A 17,259-nucleotide genomic window follows, 5' to 3' on the forward strand; every position below is an offset into this window, starting at 1 on the left:
TTCTTGGTCCAACCAATTATAGTCTTCTTTCTTTTTGTCGGTTCCGGATAATGCTCGATCCATCGTCACGGTCCATCCACTCCCAATCTCGTTCGTATTTTAAGAGATTCCTATTTTCTTTCGATTTTTCAATCTTTATTTTTTTACTTCCAACCAATGCAGCTATCGCGGTAATTGCGTTTACAGCGTCACTCCATTGGTTGGAGGTTGCTTCAATGACAACTTGTTCCATCGGTGCTTGATCATGGTCTTCTAAATAAGTTTCAATTGCCTCTGTTTCTATCATGGATTTAGTTAATAGCCATTTAGAATCACCCATTAAATCATCCATTTCTTCTTCTGAAATTACCTCAGCACCATACTCTATTTCTTCTTCCGTTTCATTTACCGGAGATAGAACCGGTTCATATGATTCTATGAATTGCATTGCCTCATCAATGGCTATAGGCGACAGTGGTGCGGCAAACTTCACCGGCATCCACATCCCATCTGTAGCTTCTTCTTCGTATTGCCCTTGTTCCATAAAACTAAACAATTGATAGACATTAGGGATATCGGAATCTAAAGGAGGATCAAAGGTTTGAATAATAAATCCCCTGACTTTTTCGGGTTGAATCGTTGTCGCTAAAGGTGTTTTTTGCATATGGGTAAATTTTAAATATTTATTAATCATTCCTAAGCTTAAGTTTGTACCCTCTGCGAGAACAGCTGTACCTTTCTGCATTAAATTAGATAGTATTAAGCTATCTTCAACGGTTTGAAATTGCCGGAAGCGTTCTATTAATCTTCCTTCTAAATCCTCCATTAAATTGTGAATCAACTCTAGCTGGGGGAGTGCATTTCGGTCAGCAAGCATCTCCAGTTCTCGTTCCTTCATTAACTGGACAGCATCTTCTACATTACGTATCATACTTGCAATCTTATTGCCACCAGAAATTCCATTATCATCATAGGCTTCACTTAACTCAGCATCACGCCTTGCTTGAAATAACGAACGACCAATGTCGTCTTGAATATAGTAGGCCAAGGAATCATTCGCTAAACGGATTAAAGCATCCATCATCCTTTTCCCAACTTCCCTCATTTTCAACTGCCTTGATTGTTTGGAAATCCAGTTATATTTCACCAGGACATTAATCACTTGGTCCACTCTTTTTTTAGAAGGTGGCTCGGAGTCATTGTAACGATTCCGGTATCGATAAAAAACGGTCTCTGCGTTTTCGATTGGGTCACCCAAACCAAGGGCAGCTTCGTTAATTAATTGGATAATTTTAAGAAAACGCAAAATTTCCGCAGGTGATTGAAAAGAACTTTGGGAGCCTAACTCGCTTAAAACACCAGATAAAGAGGCAATATCACGCATTGTTTGAAGTACTTCAGGAGCAGATTGATTTGTTTGAAAAATAGAAATTAATGATTGATCCACTTTTTCCAATCTCCAACACCTCCTACTACTTCTTCTTGCTCCATTTTTCTATCTTTCAGGAACGCTTCCATATATTTCTCATAATCGTCCCAGGTCAAAATTACACTCTGGTCCGCAGCAACCCATTTTATGACTTTATCCTGATGAATCTTGGAAATGGCCATATATAGTTCTTTTGAGATTTTAACACCATCTGGGTCATAATCACTCCATAAAATCACTTGGCTTATGTTGCTGTTTGTTAATAGCTGAACAATACAAGACTTATGAGACGAACGAAGATGACCATCTACACACAGGACAAGGGAGCGATTCCCTTTAAGAAAATTCTTTTCTGCAGCTAATCTTGTTAAAATACCCCGATTTTCAACAAGCCAAAGCGTAGTTGCATTTGTTGCATATTCCTCTTCAGCAATAGATAAGTCCGTTAACGCTTGGACTGGCCCATATTCATAAGAGGAGTATTTTCCAGTTAATTTTCCAGCAAAGTATAATGGAGTAATTTTGCCTAGGCTAGTCATTCCAAGCATAGCAATCGGACACTGCGTAACCGATTCCAATTGCTCAATGAACTCGTTTTTATATTGATCAAACTCTTTAGAGCCACCAATTTGCTTATAATACGATGCACCTATTTCCTTCCAATCAAAATCTGCTTTTTTCATACTTAACTTTAAAAAGCCAGTAAGAAAATGAAGGAATTTAATTATTTTCTCTACTGACCATAAGTTTGGAAATTTGGACAGTGCTTTAAGTTCAGAAACATCTTTCATTGAAATTTCATTAATAAATGATAGACAATAGGTAACACCCTTTTTCCGAACCTCAGAAAAGGATTTCTCAGGATTTTGTGCTAATAACTCGCTTCCTTCTTTCCAACTATTAAACTCTTGTTTTATTTGCATTTCCTTTTTTCGAAGTTGGTCCTGCTGGTATTTATACAATCGGTATCCGATTCGATACTGTTGAACATCAAGTGTTCTCCCATCCTTCTTAAATCGTATCTCTTTGAAAATAATACCTTGTTCTAACCATTTAATGGTTTTGTGGTCATATTCATTTAGTTGTATTTTCTTTTTTGTGGTTAGCTTCAACTTTAATATCTCTTCTTCCAAAACAATTGGTTCATCTTCTCCTTGTAGAACTGATAAAGTAATAAACCCAACTACCCGTAATGTTCTTTCAGTCTGTTTAACTATTTTTAAATCAACCAAAGAAGTATCAACATTTTTTTGGCTATCGTAAGATTCAAGCCTTTCACCACTTTTTAACATAAACCGCTCTATAAAATTAACTACTTCCTTCGAGATCATATTATCCCCATCTTTATTTGTTAACTTATATTATTAGCAAAATTTTCTTGATACAGACTATACTTTTTAGGAAAAAAGAGACTGATAGATATCAAATTTACCATTCTCCCTTTACTATTTTGTAAGAGCGGTCTACTTTTTCTACAACTTCTTCTAACGATAATTTCCCATCATCAACTAAACCTTCAAGGTACTGACAAACCTCAACATAAATTCTCGGTTTGCCTGTAATATATCTTTTATTACTTGCTCCGTGGTGCTTAATTAAAAGTTCGGATATGATTCTTGCACTAGTAACCCCTTCATCTAGATACTGGTTTATTGCACTTAGATTATTATAATTTGACCTTTGAATTCTCTTGGTAGATGGTGGGGATTCTTCATTGAAATCTTTAAACAAATCAAAGGTAGCCTGTTCTCGAATTGTGTTTTTTTCTACTTGAGATACATGCCGAGTTGGATTTGGTGGTGTTAAAATAACCTTTTCCTCTTTCCTTTCGAGATGGCTATCAATATCTCTTTTCAATCTGTTTAGTTGCCTATCGAGAAGAGGTATACCTGCATCTAAATGACTTTTAATATCCTTCGCCAGCTGTAAATCTTCTGGAATATTTGAAATATAATCAATTAATGACCAGCCGTCTCTAATTTTAGAAAGCAGTTCATCTCGCTCATAATCAATCTGATTAAATCCCTTTTTAACCGATGCTATAATATCGGCAGGTAATCCAGTATGCTCCTCGAAGTGAGTAATACCAAAGCGACGAATCTGATTTGTTGTTAGATGTTTAACAATATACTGGTACCTAAGAGGTTTCCCACATTCACATGGGGTTTCAGGGTTAACAAAGCCATTATCTATATAATCTTCTAATACCCACTCATCTAAAATCATTTCTATTTCTTCAATGGTGGCAGAATGAGGTAAAACGATACCTTTATCCCTCGCTAAAACATTGGCGAATGAAGTCCTTTTCCCTCTTTTCACATATAGATCAATAAATTCCTTTTGTTGAGTACTTAAGCCTTTTAATACCTCATCTCTTTCAGAAACATCTAAAGTAATCATTCTTTTATCCACCCGGCTTCCTTTAGTTTATTTGTAAGAATCTCTTTTTCCTTTTCAATCAAATTGATATGTAATTCATAGTTTTCATCATTCCGGTCTAAAGATTTTTTTATTAACTCTAATTCACTAAGTCGATCTGTCTTCCGATTATACTGGTACACCAATAGCTCTATTTCTTCCTGTTCAAGAAACTTTTCCATTTCAGCCGTATAACTGTAATCAAAGCCCTCGTCTTTTTTCAAGTTATAAAGGTTGTCAATTTCATCTAATGCAGAAGATAAAAGAAGCCTCGCTGCTTCTGCCCTGGATGTATCCGTTCTATTTGCAAATTCCTCTAGCATCTGGGTGTAATTTTTATTGAGGTGAATACTAAACTTTGTTGAATCCTCCCCCAATTGCTTTGATTGAGCTACCTTAGATAATTTTTTATATAAATAAATTGAATGCCTTTCCATATATACCTCCACAAAAAAGATTCTTTAGAGAATCTTTTTAATTCAAACATACATAGAATTGTCATTTTTGTAAACTATTTTTTAATAAGTTAATTCTGTTACTGATAGAAATTGTTCCACTTTTGTAACATTTCTTTCATCTTCAATCGGTAGGATTCCGGTTCAAGTATCTCAGCATCCGGTCCATATTGCATGATCCATTTTAAGATTTCACGGTCATCATTTACTGTAACCTCGAACAATAAACTGCCGTCTGTCAGTTCTGTCAACTTAGGCGGAAGGTTGTATTCTTCTTCTTTTATATAGCGGGCTATTTCTTGACTGAATTTGACTTTAAAATCAATTCTCTTCTCTCCACGTATAATCGACCATGTATTTTGCAAATATTTTTCCAAACTTATATCGTCTTTAGTAAATTTCTCATTTACTACTTTTATACTTTGAAAGCGGTTTAAACGAAAGGTTCTAATTTCACTACTCTTGTGGTCATAGCCAATAATGTACAAGCGATCTTTGCGTGGCATTAAGAAATATGGATCGATTTTACGTGTGGTTGTTGTATTCCTACTTTGTGTATGGTAAATAGCTTCAATAGAGCGTGATGATAAGACAGCTTCAATTATGAATGGTAATAAATCCTTTTCCTCAAGGGATTCAGCTGATTTTCCACTCTGGATGGCCTTTGATATATTAGATAAAAATGTTTTTCTTTCTACTTGTTCTACTTTATGGGTTGCCATCACTTTTTCGTAAGCAGACATAAATGCCTTGGTTTTATATTTTTCACCTAGCAATACCGGAAGGACTTCAAAAGCCTGCAATTCATCCTCGTCCCAATTAAGTGGGTATTGTTTAAATCTCCCAAGAAATTTGTAGCCCTTACTATGACCCTCATTCATGATTGGTATGTTTGTAGCATTTAAGATTTCCAAGTCCCGATAGATATTTCTCTCCGATGTTTCGCAGAGATCAGCTAGTTCCCTTGCCTTAATTCCGGGGGATTCTTGTATTATATTAATTATCCTCAATAGACGAATTAAACGTTCCACAGTTTGCCTCCATGCATTTTAATTTAATTTACATTTATTGTAACACATCATCATGACAACAGTTTGTCAGCGAACATACGTTTTAGTAAGTTTATATAAAAAAAGACAGTTATCCTTAATAAAGTGATAACTGACTTTTTTATATAATTATGTAGTTAGGGGCACTAGTGTTTATACTTCCTTATCAACAAGGCTTAAGAATTTTTTTCCGAATTAAAACATGCCGAAAGAGCAAATGGTACGTCCCTTTGCTCCTAGTAATTCCATATATGCACCCGTTCCCGAAAATGCCAACTTCTTCACTATAATGTAAAAAACGATTTCTAAACTAAATAACCTTTCAGTAGATAAAAGAGTTCTTTGCTCTACAAATTTCGACACCACTCGGGTGGTGACAGGCACCAAATCCAAGGAATTATACTCAGGATACTCCAATAATACTATCGATACTGGTGGTCGGGGTCGAGATAGGTCTTAAAGTTTTGATATTATAAGGTTTTGCTGAGGTGATGTGTAAAATTTGTGTAAAATTATTTTATTTGGAAGTGTAAAGCTGGTGTGTTATTTCTAGCTACTTTTGTTTCCACACTCCACATGTGTTGAGTGTTGATTGTAGATAAGAAGCCAAATTAGAAATGTAGCTTTGTTCAACTTATAAAATCTAACCCCTAGTCAAGCTGGGTGTTTATTTCACTTTCAAAACCACCTCCAACCTGTCAAGGTGGATAGATTGATAGGATTATAACAGTTTGTGTCGGAAAACGTTGATTTAATAGGCTCTAGTTTTTGTTTAGTAGTGTTTAAACAAATGTAATTGGTGGCAGTATTTTCAAATTTTCCACCAATCTGCCACCAACCCGCCACCAGCTAAAAATCTTGATTATAAAAAGGTTTTCATGAACATTGAAAAGCTCGTATAAGAGAGAGTTAAGAAGTAATTTAGTGAAAACAAGTAATTTTGTTGTTTTATACTCGATGTTATATGTGTTGCTTCTTAGTTTCCCAAACAACATAAGTGAATGGATTGATTTCATCGGATTATATGCGTTTATAATAAATAGAATATTGTCAACTTAACTTCTGCCCAGTTATATCTTCAATTAAAGGAGGCTTTAGCAAAACAAGAGCTTGTATCTAATTGATACAAACTCTTGTTTATTTGTGTATTATGACGCAAAATAAGTTCTAAAATTGGTGCAATATAAATCTCAAATTGACACTCCCGTTAAATGTATTAACGTTTTCGGGGGTTGTTTTGTCAAGGATTTTCGAGGGAATATTGTGTAATATGACCCCTATTTTTGTTCATCTACTTCAAATTCAGGTAGCTGATCAATTAATTCGAGCGTACGCATACTTACAGTAATCACTGAAAGTAGGAGATTCAAGATGTATTTTGGATCATCACTAAATTCATTTGGATCATCTGTAATCCCTGATTTTTTATCGTTTTTCACACGATATTGGTCAATAATCCATTCGATAGCAGAACGTCCATTAACGACATATTCATACGCTTTTTCCGGAATATTTGTGATGGTAATAGCATCGTTGTAAATAATCGTTGAATTATCATTAACTGACTTACCATTTTCATTATGCTTTTTTTTGTGCTTCATTTTGTCAACACGATAATTTGGGGTTGATCCAGTTAGTTGAAGCTCAACTTCTGGCCAACTAGGTTGATCCTCGTAATTCAAATGCAAATCAGTAAGTTTACGACCGATCTCGACATACTTCTCTTTGTTTTTGAGAAGTGGGATTCGTGGTAATGCTTTTCGTAAGTCATTGGCGTACTTTTGACGATATGCCGGTGTGTGAAGAACAGCATAGACATAGTAAAATTCATCATCACCTGAAACATTATCGACACGACCGTTGAACAGTCCGCTCTCTTCATAAACATAACGTGGGAAATTACGTGACTTGCTAATCATATCCATAAATGTTGCATTTTGAGTAATAAGTGTTGAAAAATCACCTTTATATCCTGCTCCAGCAACATTAATCAATAAATTCTTCGAATTAGATTTCGGGAAAGTTTGGTAAGTCTTTCTAACGTTTTCGTTTAAGAAACGATTTCGGTACAAATACTTCTTAGTAAATGGTCGATACATAGATAACAAGATATCTTCTGACGCAAATACCGTCTTTTCATGTCGCGCAGCACGTTGTTTCAAACTTCGTGACCAAGATACTTTCCTTTCATCATCGGTTACATAATCCATAACAGTCTTATCATTTAATTTGATTGTTAAATCTGATAAGTTATCAACTTCAGCATTATAGTTGTCAATCATACGTGCCACATTATGAGATACAGCTTGCTTAGAAAAATTGCTTACCCAAGCATCACGATTGGTAACAATTCCAATATCTTTCATACCAAAAATTGCATTGGCTTCATCTGCCAAAGCGGGATAATTTAAGTAATTTTCATCACGCTGATTAATCCAGTCGTTATTCTTATCAGGCGTAATAGTTTTCCAATTGATACCTGTAATTGACTGGCTATTACGTAAGATTGACAGTTTTTCATCACGACTGAGATAGTCGCCAATATCATGGTAGTGAATTTCATGATCTTCACTACCATCTTTGACAAGGATAGAAATCGCAATTGGCGTTCGGCTACCTGAACCAAATATCTTACCACCTTCTCGACGTGAAGTTTCACCTTGCGTACGTTGATCGCCTCGCAAATTGAAAATGTAAAGGTGGTTGAATTCTTCATAGAGTGATTTTCGGAGACCGTCAGCGGATTGACTATCAATATACGATCCGTTTGATACAAATCCAATTACACCTTTTGCTTTAATACGGTTTGATGACCAGCGAATTGATAAAACGTAGCTATCGTACATACCCAGGACACTAGTAGTTTTAGAATTTTTGACATATGACTTAGCGATTGACTCGAACAGTTTTGGATATTCGAGATTTTTATTATTATCGTTTTCGCTAGATTGTCCTTTTGAATACGGCGGGTTTCCAACAATTGCCGTAATTGGCACTTCTTGCTGACGTTTCAAACGTTCATCGTTTGTTCCAAAATAAGTATCATCTTGTGTATCTTCATTTTCTGTACTCTCAAAGGTATCTGTTAGAACAACGCCTTCAAATGGCACATAGCCTTGTTCATCACCGTTAATATCATCAAAGGTTGCCTCAATGTTAATCGCCGCAATATAGTAACTCAACAAGACAATTTCATTGGCGTGTAATTCTTGGAAAAACTTACGCGTAATATCAGATAAGGTAATTTCACCCGCATCCATTTTGTCTTTTAGATAAGTCAAAGTGCGTACAATAAATGTTCCGGTTCCAGTAAATGGATCCAGCACATGAACACCTTCGCTCCCTAATGACTTGCCAAAGTGTTTTTGCAACACGTCATCCACTGATTTCACAATGAAATCGACAACTTCAATTGGGGTAAAGACAATTCCTAATCGTTCAGTAGTTGATTTAAACGCCGTACTGAAGAATTTGTCGTAGAGAGTGACAATGATTTTTTGCTTATCTTCTGACTTCTCAACGCCTTCTGCTCGCATTCGAACGGATTCATACAAGGGTTCAAGGCTTTCCTGTTCTTTGGCAAATCCAGCCTGCTCGAGTTCTTTAACAATCGTTTCCATGGCCATTGAGACAGGGTTATTCTTTACAAAACTGTATTCGTCAAATAAGGCTTCAAACACAGGTTTCGTAATCAAATGTTGTGACAACATTTCAGCGGCTTGATTTTCATCGATACTTTCGTTGATGTTGTGCTTTAATGATGTCACGAACTTTTTGAATTCAATACTAATTGGGTCTTTTTTATCCGCTAATTTGGTTTTAATCCAACTAATTTGACGTTGTGCAATTTTAGCAACATCGGCTGACCAATTTTCTAAGTATTTACGATCACCAACTTTTTGAACGATTTTACCGTAAATGGCCCCTTCAAACTTGTCCCATTCTAGGTTCAATTCAGTTTGAACATACGCTGGTTGACCATTAGCATTGGATGAGTCAAGATCATTACTTTTTTCTGGGGCACTACCAACTCCAATGACTTTAAGCTGCTTAGGTTTGGCGATATTAAGCTTGTCGACCATGGCTTCGAAACGTTCATCAACTGAACGTAAAGCATTGATGACTTGCCAAACAGCATCATAATTTTTGTTATTATCAAGGACCGTTTCGGGTGTTTCGTTTGCAGGAATGACAACGGGTAGGATAATATATCCGTAATCCTTATCTTCTGCTTTTCGCATGATACGACCAACTGCTTGGACAATATCAACTTGTGATTTTTTAGGTGCTAAGAATATAACGGCATCTAAAGTTGGCACATCAATCCCTTCAGTTAAGAAGCGGACATTTGAAACAATACGTGCTTCATTGGCAGGTTTGTTTGGATTAGCTAACCAATCCAACACTTCTCCCTTTTGTAAAGCGTTCATCGAACCATCAGCGTGGCGCATTGATAGATGAACAGTTTCACTTTCAATTTCCCCACCAAGATATTCATTAACGACTTCTTCAAACTGTTGTGAAACCTTTTTTGAATCCTCAATTGTACGGGTAAAAGCAATTGCTCGTTCTAAAGGAGCACCATCATAGGCGCTATTTTTAATCGGGTTTTTATAGCCATTACGGCGCATCATGCCGTTCCAAATTCCCACAATACGACCAACATCATCAATGTTTAATCCATTGTCAGGATCTGCTAACGTACGTTGCATATCCTTTTGAATTGCGGCTTCGTCTACCGCAAGTACCATAACTTTGTAATCCGTCAAAATCCCATGCGATACGGCTTGACCAAATCCCATGCGGTAGAATACTTGACCATATTTACTTTCATCATCCATTGAAGAGAGTAAAATACTTTTCTCTTGGGCATTCTTTTTCGCGCCTTCTCCATAAATCTTAGGTGTAGCGGTTTGATACATCCGCTTGACACCTTGAACATTGCTATTGCTATGCACCCTAGAAAAGGCACTGGCTTCCTTACTTGATTCATGAGCTCCAGTAGTCCGGTGAGCTTCATCGGAGATAATCAGGTCAAACTCAGGGAATCCTTGCTTTTGTGCTTTACCAATCACATCAATACTTTGGTAAGTACTAAATACGATAACTAGATCATCTTGTTGGGAATGTTTTTCAATATCTTTCCAATTGGCTAATAGCTTTTTTGTAGAAGTTGTAGCGGGATAACCAATATCCGTTGACTTAATATCTTCAGTGCCATCACTACCACGAGACGCATCACGATCTGAAGTAACCGCCATGCTTGACATAGAAAGTTCCGTATCATTGTTCCAACCACGCAATGTTTGTGTTAAGAGTTGAATACTAGGTAGCAGATATAAAACTTTAAATTGCTTGTTACTTTGCTTAGCAAGTGCTTCTGAAATCTTTAAACTCGTAAATGTTTTCCCTGTACCCGGCGCCATAATTAATTGGCCACGATCATTTTCTTGAAAGTGTTTAACGGCTGATTCTAAAGCTAATTGCTGGTAAGAACGTAGTTGTTTAGGTGAGCGAACAGTTACTTTTTCAGGAAGTTCAAAACTAAATTGAGACCAATCAATTTGAGAATTACGTAGGTCAGACAGACCGACTATTTCGATCCCTTTTTGGTTATTAGCAACCGTCTCCAGTGCATTTTGATTCCAATCATCGACTGTCGAAACAATAAGTCCTCTTTGGTAATAAGTCTTACCCAACTCAGCAACAAAAGAGTTGATTTCAGACTTACCAACTTTTCTTTGATAAAACTTAGCCTGAACAGCAACTAGGTCTCCATTGAATTGTTGGGCAACTAGATCAACACCGGTATCCTTTTTAGGAATCCCATATTCTTCAGGAACTTCATGTAAAAGCCAAACGCTTTGATAAAGGCGCTTATAGGTTGGTTCATTTTTTAAATAGGCCAATACTAATTTTTCAAAGAGTGTTCCGCGCTCTCTTTGAACATCACCCGCAGTGCTATTAATTTGATCAATTAGTACGTCGAAGCCTGTAATACTGGGATTATGTGTCATCGTCATCTTCCTTTTAAATTGAATTGTGTTACCTTAATAATTTTACCAAAATCGCCACCATTTTTTGGATGTTAATTAGATATCATCTTCTACTGTTTCATTATTTTCCACGACCTTTACCATATTTCTTGCGAATAGTTAGCCCCTTAAAACAAGGGGGTTAATTTCTCTTTTATAGGCTTAATAACTCGAGACTCCACATTAGCAGATTTATTCCAATAACTTCATTTCGTATATTTAAAAGCTGGAAAAATCTTCTTTAGAAAAACAAGCATAACCTGTTGTTCGGAATTGCTTAAGTGACATTGGGTCAGACCCTCACTGAAGTAACGCTTTACTACACCGGGGGACTGACCCCAAAATCATGACGGCGATAACGTTGAATCTGATTGAACGCCTCTTTAAAGTCTAAACCGCGACGTTTCAGTTCAATTTGATCGAGTGGTAGCCCGTTGATTAGGATCGTCACATCATAACGATTTATATAGGTGCCTTTGACTGTTGTCTGTGTTGTTACTTGGAACAAATTCTTCCACCAGTCTTTTGTATTCATGAGTTCTACATATAACTGCGAACCATCCTCACGTTCAATCAATAACTTGTCGCGCAAGATCTTGGCAGAATCGTAAATACTTTTGCCTTCAATCAGGGTTAAAGTACGTTTGAATTCTGTATCAGTTAAAGGTTGTCCATCTAATTTGTGTTCATTAAATTTATTAAGTTTGGTTTTTAAAGTTAGCAAGGAGTGCATCGTAATCTGTAATCTTTACGGGTATATAGCCTTTATTAACGAGATGTGTATGTAACTTTTTCTCGAGTTGCGCTTCGGATTGATAGCCCATCTATAAAATCTCCTTTAATACTTCTTCTCTTTATTATACTGAAAATAAGTGGAAAAGGGTTCATAAATGGGTGGAAAATTATTGGGAAGTGTTTTCGGAAAGGAAAGTACAACAGATTATGGTTTCGATTTGGAGAAATACGTGTCTCGATATACACGCAGTAAGTAAATACCTTTGAAAAAGCGTCAGACTCCCATCGAAGTAACGCTTTACTCCACCGGGGGACTGACCCCAAAATTCCGGTGCTTGAACAGCTTGGGTACTGGGTTGAACTGACCTATCGCGATGGAAGGGAGAATATTTATATTTATCTTTACCATCTTTCTGATGTTCCCTTTACAGACAGTGAAGTAGAGGAAATGATCTTAGAGCTTGAAAAGGCTGGCTTTAAAGTGAAACACATCAGTGAACCCTATCATCACTTACTCTTAGCTCAAAACGAAGGATATCTAGACCCCTTTTCTATTGTTGACTTTCAACAGTTGAAATTTAACAGTCCATTTTCAACAGTTGAAAATCGACAGCTATTAAATAAAGAGAAAAAAAGAAAGATAGAACAAATAAATAGAGATCAAACAAACATTGTGAATTCACAAGGTGACCACCCTCTCTCCCATTTAGATGAATTTGAAAAAGCCATAACGAACGTTTGTCATGAGCTCTATGTCGAATATGCACCAAGTAGATGGAGCAAACGATCCTGGAACACACTTACCCATGCCTTTATAAAAGAAACGATCGAATCAAATCGGTATAAGAATATTCCTAGAAACCAGATAAGGGCCTATACAGAAGCAGCCATTCGTAAAATGGCCTTCTTCAAGGATAAAAAGAACCAAAAGATACACGTGGCAAGAACCATTCCCACCCGTCCAGTGCCATTTTATGACTGGTTAAATGCCGACTCTTAACGCCGACTGAACGTCCCGATTTTTCTTGTTTTAAAAGCAAGTCACCCACATATAAAATCAGGAAAATATCCATTATCGTTTCATAAAAGCAGATAAAACCTGAGTTCTAATAGGAACTCAGGTTTATCCCTAAATTATTTAGATTGATGCTGACACTATCCTTCGGAAATAATACTGTGTGAAAACCTTACTCACCCACCATACCGTCATTATCATTATCGCGCATATAGGGGTATAACCAGTGATCACTCGTTATTGGCATACTGAAACCTGCTGCTTTTGCTTCTTTAATTGTCACCTGTCCATTACCGTTTGTATCAACGCTAGAAATATCACCGTTTGTGTTTGAACTGGTTGAATTGGAAGGCTCACTGTCAGTTAAACCGAGTGATTCGTTAACTTTATCAGGGTTCACATTATCAAATGTATCAACGATTCTGTTGCCCATTAAAGTATAGGTATACTGATAACTTGAAGGAATCTGCGTTTCTGTATTCGGATATGTGATAATTGCCTCAAAATTAGTAGCTCCACCTGCGTCACGGATTACTCTTTCCATATATGCTTGATCCCCATGTCGGTTGAGCGTACTATCTTGTGGGGTAATATTATAAGCATTCGATACCCCTCCGAGAGAATCAGCAATTATATGTCCTTCATCTAAAACGTCACTTTCGACACCAGGAACCTTTGCCTCATCAGAATAGTATCTGCCAGACGATAATACAGGTTCGGTACTGTCATCTTGTAGAATGATTTCGTCAGCAATGACGCGTACTAGTTGCCCGTATTCATTAGTAAATGCCCAATATTCACGGTCCCCATATCCAATGTCAACGGCGACGTTAGGTTCACGATATCCAGACAAATCACCACCATCAACTACAATAAGTTCGTATCCTGAGAACAGTTCATTATTTTGTTGGGTTGGTGTTTCCTTCACAACCGGAACACTCGTCGTTTCCTCTACTACTCGTTCATCAACATCCATAGTGACAGTTTCTTCTTTTTCGTTATTATCATTTGTTTCAACTGTAGCTACTTCTTTTGGATCTGTTTCTACATTTGTAATGGATGAATCTTCTGCGTTGGTACAACCAGCCATAAAAATAATTGTTAATAGTAAAATTAAATAGTTCATTGTCTTTTTCATTTTAGGACTCTCCTATAATAGTATTATAATGTTTATTCTAAAGATATCGGAATGTTTACATAGATTAACGTTGTTAACCTAGGTCTGATTAGCTTTATAGCATTAAAAAAAAAGTTCTCTACTTGCTGAGACTCTGAAACTAATAATAAATATATATTTAGGCATCTATTCATGTTGGTACTCTTTCTTTTATAACTGATAAAATAAAATGATATGCTTGGAATAAAGTTGAAAACTCCTCTTCACTTAAGAGAAAAGAATGTGCAATTTTATTTCTGAGTGGGTAAACATCGCGGAGTCTCATGAAGAATTCAAGAGGTAGTTTATAAAATGCACTCTCATACGTTCGTATATATACACTTTCAAGTTCATGTAAGCATAAACTCTCAAAGTCTTTTCTGGGTCCTCGTCTTAACTCTAGTCTTGGGGCTACATGAAACCAATTTACACCATATTCCTCCATCATTTTTTGCCTAACGAAGATACGAAGAGAGTTCTCGAGAGTATAAAGCATTCCGTATGCTTCCTTCATATAATTTACCTCTGATACTAACAAAACATCACCCCTTCTCTTATTACCGCACAGTCTTATAAAAAGCGGAATAAATTATACCTTTATTATACTTTCAATAAATATAATAACAACATGATTACAACCAGTGAGGGGAAATGTACCATTCTTGACTAATTTAAAAAATGGGGTCACCCCCACTGAAGTTACGCTTTACTCCACCGGGAGACTGACCCTAAAATTCTAGTTTATTTCCATTCAACAAATGACGGAATTCGTAGCAACCCAGCTTTAGTTAGATTCCTATACTTCACCCGGCATCTAACTGGCTCAATAAAAGTATATTTTTTATCCTCTGAAATAACCTTTTGACTTCTGTATAATTCTTTCCATGCATCTGGTGGCATGAACTCCATTATTCCAGCTGGTTTACCATCTAGGAAGGTCAGCAGCAGCCCAAATTCTCCTCTTCTAAACCCCGAAATAAGAACGTCCTCAAATTGGTAATTAATCACCTTAAGCCACGCCTGACTACGTTGACCGACCTCATATCGAGAATCTTTACGCTTTAGGACTACCCCTTCTAAACCTTGTTGCTGGACCAAATCAAAGTAGGGAGAAGCGTGACCTTCTATATATTTCACTTTAGCTACTAGACCACTATCCTCTTTAATAATTTCCTCTAGCAGCTTCTTCCTTTCCATTAACGGCAATTTAGTAAGAGATTCACCTTTATATTGTATAACGTCGAAAGCAACATAACTTAAAGTTCCATTGTCTATCAATTTACGTTTTGACATAAACCGGCTCATTATGGCTTCAAAGTCGGGTTTACCATCTTGATCTGTAACGATAATCTCGCCATCTAAAACCGTACCATCTGGAATATCGATTGTTAAAAGCTCTGGAAACTTGTCTGTAACCTCATTGTTATGACGGGTATATAGCTGCACCTTGTTATCAAACTTAGAAAGTAACAGCCTTATTCCATCTAGCTTGAGTTCTGTTATATACGAATCATCATCAAAAGGCTGTTCTGACCTTTGTAATAGCATTGGTGAAACAAACACATAAACCACCTCTTAATAATTATAAGATGGATTGAATGTAGTTTCATTGGTATCTAATTTACATATATGGAATTTCTCACAATGGACCCTATAACAATAAAAAGAGCATCTTATCATGGGTATTCACCTTGAGGTCACACATTAGCATGTGAGGACGCCTAATCTCCGACAGCTACCCCAATCACACTAGCGAATGCGACTCGCTCAAACTCACCAGGCTTTGTTTCTATCCGTAGTTGATGTGTAATCTGGTCAATATAATACACCTTACCTGTTATAACCTCCGTGAATCCATCGCCCCAAATCGTTAACTTCACCGGCAAATTATACTCCATCGCATATCCTATTTGCTGGTCAAATTCCTCCTTTTCATCTTCGTCGATGATCGGCTTTATTTGCCGTTGAGTATCTCGCCATAACTCATGCTGTGCCTTTACCTGTTCGGGCATAAAAAACGCCCCTTTCCATTTCATTTTCCCTCTATCACGTAATGCGATATCAATCATCTCCTTTGATATTATTATACAGGAACATACGTTCCCATGTATACAAAATTAAAAGGACCAGTCTAGGTTGCCGTGCCTGTCACAACCCGATTAATCTTGTTTCACATAAATGTTCCACACAACAATAAATTGTGGTATGTGCTCCACTTCTTAAGAAGTTTCTAGATAAAAAATGGGTCAGACCCCCACTGAAGTAACGCTTTACTCCACCGGGGGACTGACCCCAAAATTTATCCGACCTCAAACAACTCTTTTGGTCCAACTGAAATAAGTTATCTTGAGAATCGTTTTTGCGCAATAGCCACGGATGCCAAACGATATCTTGTCAAGAATGGAAATGACCCTACCTCTGGGAACATCACGGAGGAAAAAGAAAGTGAACTTGAGGAGCTCATCGATTACGCCAAACTGGTTATGGGTACACTGGGCCATAAGGTTTTTGAAAATTTGACTGAGGTAAAAACGCAAATCGAAAAACCAGAAACCTCATATAATGAAGATAAGTTGTTACTGTACTTGAAGCGAAAAAGCAGAAAAAGTGGTATCACCATTGAAGCTACGTGCAAACAAACCAACGAGGGATTCGTGGTGCTAAAAGGCAGCCACATTGAAACCATCGATTCTGAAAGCATACCCTCTGGTATCAAAGATATCCGTAAAAAATCACAAGTTGATGTTAATGGTATATTGCAAGAGGATGTTCTTTTCCGCAGTCCCTCATATGCAGCTGCCTTTGTAGTTGGCGGTCATGCAAACGGATTAACTGAATGGAAAGCAGAAAATGGAAAGACATTAAAAGAAATAGAACATATTCACGAAAGCACAGAGTAATTTTTACATATAAACAGCATTTCCTTTTGAGAGCAGACCCTAAAGAACTAAATTCAACACACGATTAAGGTGTGAAACACCATCTGGA

General features: G+C 36.8%; 12 protein-coding genes and 1 pseudogene. 2 read left to right on the forward strand and 11 right to left on the reverse strand.

Annotation, left to right across the window (positions count from 1 at the left end; all coding sequences use genetic code 11):
• Positions 1–16 precede the first annotated feature (16 nt).
• From BMX30_RS08905 to BMX30_RS08940, 7 genes and pseudogenes are all read right to left on the reverse strand, one after another.
• The gene (locus BMX30_RS08905) at positions 17–1,435 is read right to left on the reverse strand and encodes a hypothetical protein (protein ID WP_090743905.1); all 1,419 of its coding nucleotides are present in this window, start codon (positions 1,433–1,435) and stop codon (positions 17–19) included.
• Positions 1,411–2,739, reverse strand: a complete 1,329-nt coding sequence (locus tag BMX30_RS08910; protein WP_090743908.1) for a toprim domain-containing protein — start codon at positions 2,737–2,739, stop codon at positions 1,411–1,413. The genes BMX30_RS08905 and BMX30_RS08910 overlap by 25 nt, the downstream gene beginning before the upstream one ends.
• A gap of 97 nt (positions 2,740–2,836) precedes the next feature.
• Positions 2,837–3,808, reverse strand: a complete 972-nt coding sequence (locus BMX30_RS08915) for a DUF3895 domain-containing protein (RefSeq protein WP_090743912.1) — start codon at positions 3,806–3,808, stop codon at positions 2,837–2,839.
• Positions 3,805–4,263: a hypothetical protein gene (locus BMX30_RS08920; protein ID WP_090743915.1), complete on the reverse strand. Its 459-nt coding sequence runs from the start codon at positions 4,261–4,263 to the stop codon at positions 3,805–3,807. Before BMX30_RS08920 ends, BMX30_RS08915 begins: the two co-directional genes overlap by 4 nt.
• A 98-nt stretch (positions 4,264–4,361) precedes the next feature.
• Positions 4,362–5,312: a helix-turn-helix transcriptional regulator gene (locus tag BMX30_RS08925; protein WP_090743917.1), complete on the reverse strand. Its 951-nt coding sequence runs from the start codon at positions 5,310–5,312 to the stop codon at positions 4,362–4,364.
• A gap of 1,295 nt (positions 5,313–6,607) precedes the next feature.
• Positions 6,608–11,347, reverse strand: a complete 4,740-nt coding sequence (locus BMX30_RS08930; RefSeq protein WP_090743919.1) for a DEAD/DEAH box helicase — start codon at positions 11,345–11,347, stop codon at positions 6,608–6,610.
• 358 nt (positions 11,348–11,705) lie between these two features.
• A pseudogene (locus BMX30_RS08940) lies at positions 11,706–12,189 on the reverse strand (type I restriction endonuclease); the annotation flags it as partial.
• A gap of 242 nt (positions 12,190–12,431) precedes the next feature.
• Between BMX30_RS08940 and BMX30_RS08945 the strand changes: the two are divergent.
• Complete coding sequence (locus BMX30_RS08945; protein WP_090743922.1) at positions 12,432–13,100, forward strand: hypothetical protein; 669 nt, start codon at positions 12,432–12,434, stop codon at positions 13,098–13,100.
• A gap of 187 nt (positions 13,101–13,287) precedes the next feature.
• Here BMX30_RS08945 and BMX30_RS08950 read toward each other — a convergent pair whose 3' ends face one another.
• The 4 genes from BMX30_RS08950 to BMX30_RS08965 form a co-directional block, all read right to left on the reverse strand.
• A complete protein-coding gene (locus BMX30_RS08950; protein WP_090743925.1) occupies positions 13,288–14,253 on the reverse strand; it encodes a DNA/RNA non-specific endonuclease in 966 nt (321 codons plus the stop codon).
• Positions 14,254–14,422: 169 nt separating this feature from the next.
• Complete coding sequence (locus BMX30_RS08955; protein WP_090743927.1) at positions 14,423–14,809, reverse strand: hypothetical protein; 387 nt, start codon at positions 14,807–14,809, stop codon at positions 14,423–14,425.
• 203 nt (positions 14,810–15,012) lie between these two features.
• Complete coding sequence (locus tag BMX30_RS08960) at positions 15,013–15,834, reverse strand: ATP-dependent DNA ligase (RefSeq protein ID WP_090743930.1); 822 nt, start codon at positions 15,832–15,834, stop codon at positions 15,013–15,015.
• A 158-nt stretch (positions 15,835–15,992) separates the two neighbouring features.
• Positions 15,993–16,283 carry a YolD-like family protein gene (locus BMX30_RS08965; RefSeq protein WP_244532543.1) on the reverse strand — a complete coding sequence of 97 codons (291 nt, stop codon included), beginning with the start codon at positions 16,281–16,283 and terminating at the stop codon, positions 15,993–15,995.
• A gap of 504 nt (positions 16,284–16,787) precedes the next feature.
• Here BMX30_RS08965 and BMX30_RS23890 point away from each other — a divergent pair.
• The gene (locus BMX30_RS23890) at positions 16,788–17,171 is read left to right on the forward strand and encodes a DUF4357 domain-containing protein (RefSeq protein ID WP_244532544.1); all 384 of its coding nucleotides are present in this window, start codon (positions 16,788–16,790) and stop codon (positions 17,169–17,171) included.
• The last annotated feature ends 88 nt before the right edge of the window (positions 17,172–17,259 follow it).

The organism is Mesobacillus persicus, assembly GCF_900109925.1.
Classification (GTDB): domain Bacteria; phylum Bacillota; class Bacilli; order Bacillales; family Cytobacillaceae; genus Mesobacillus_B; species Mesobacillus_B persicus.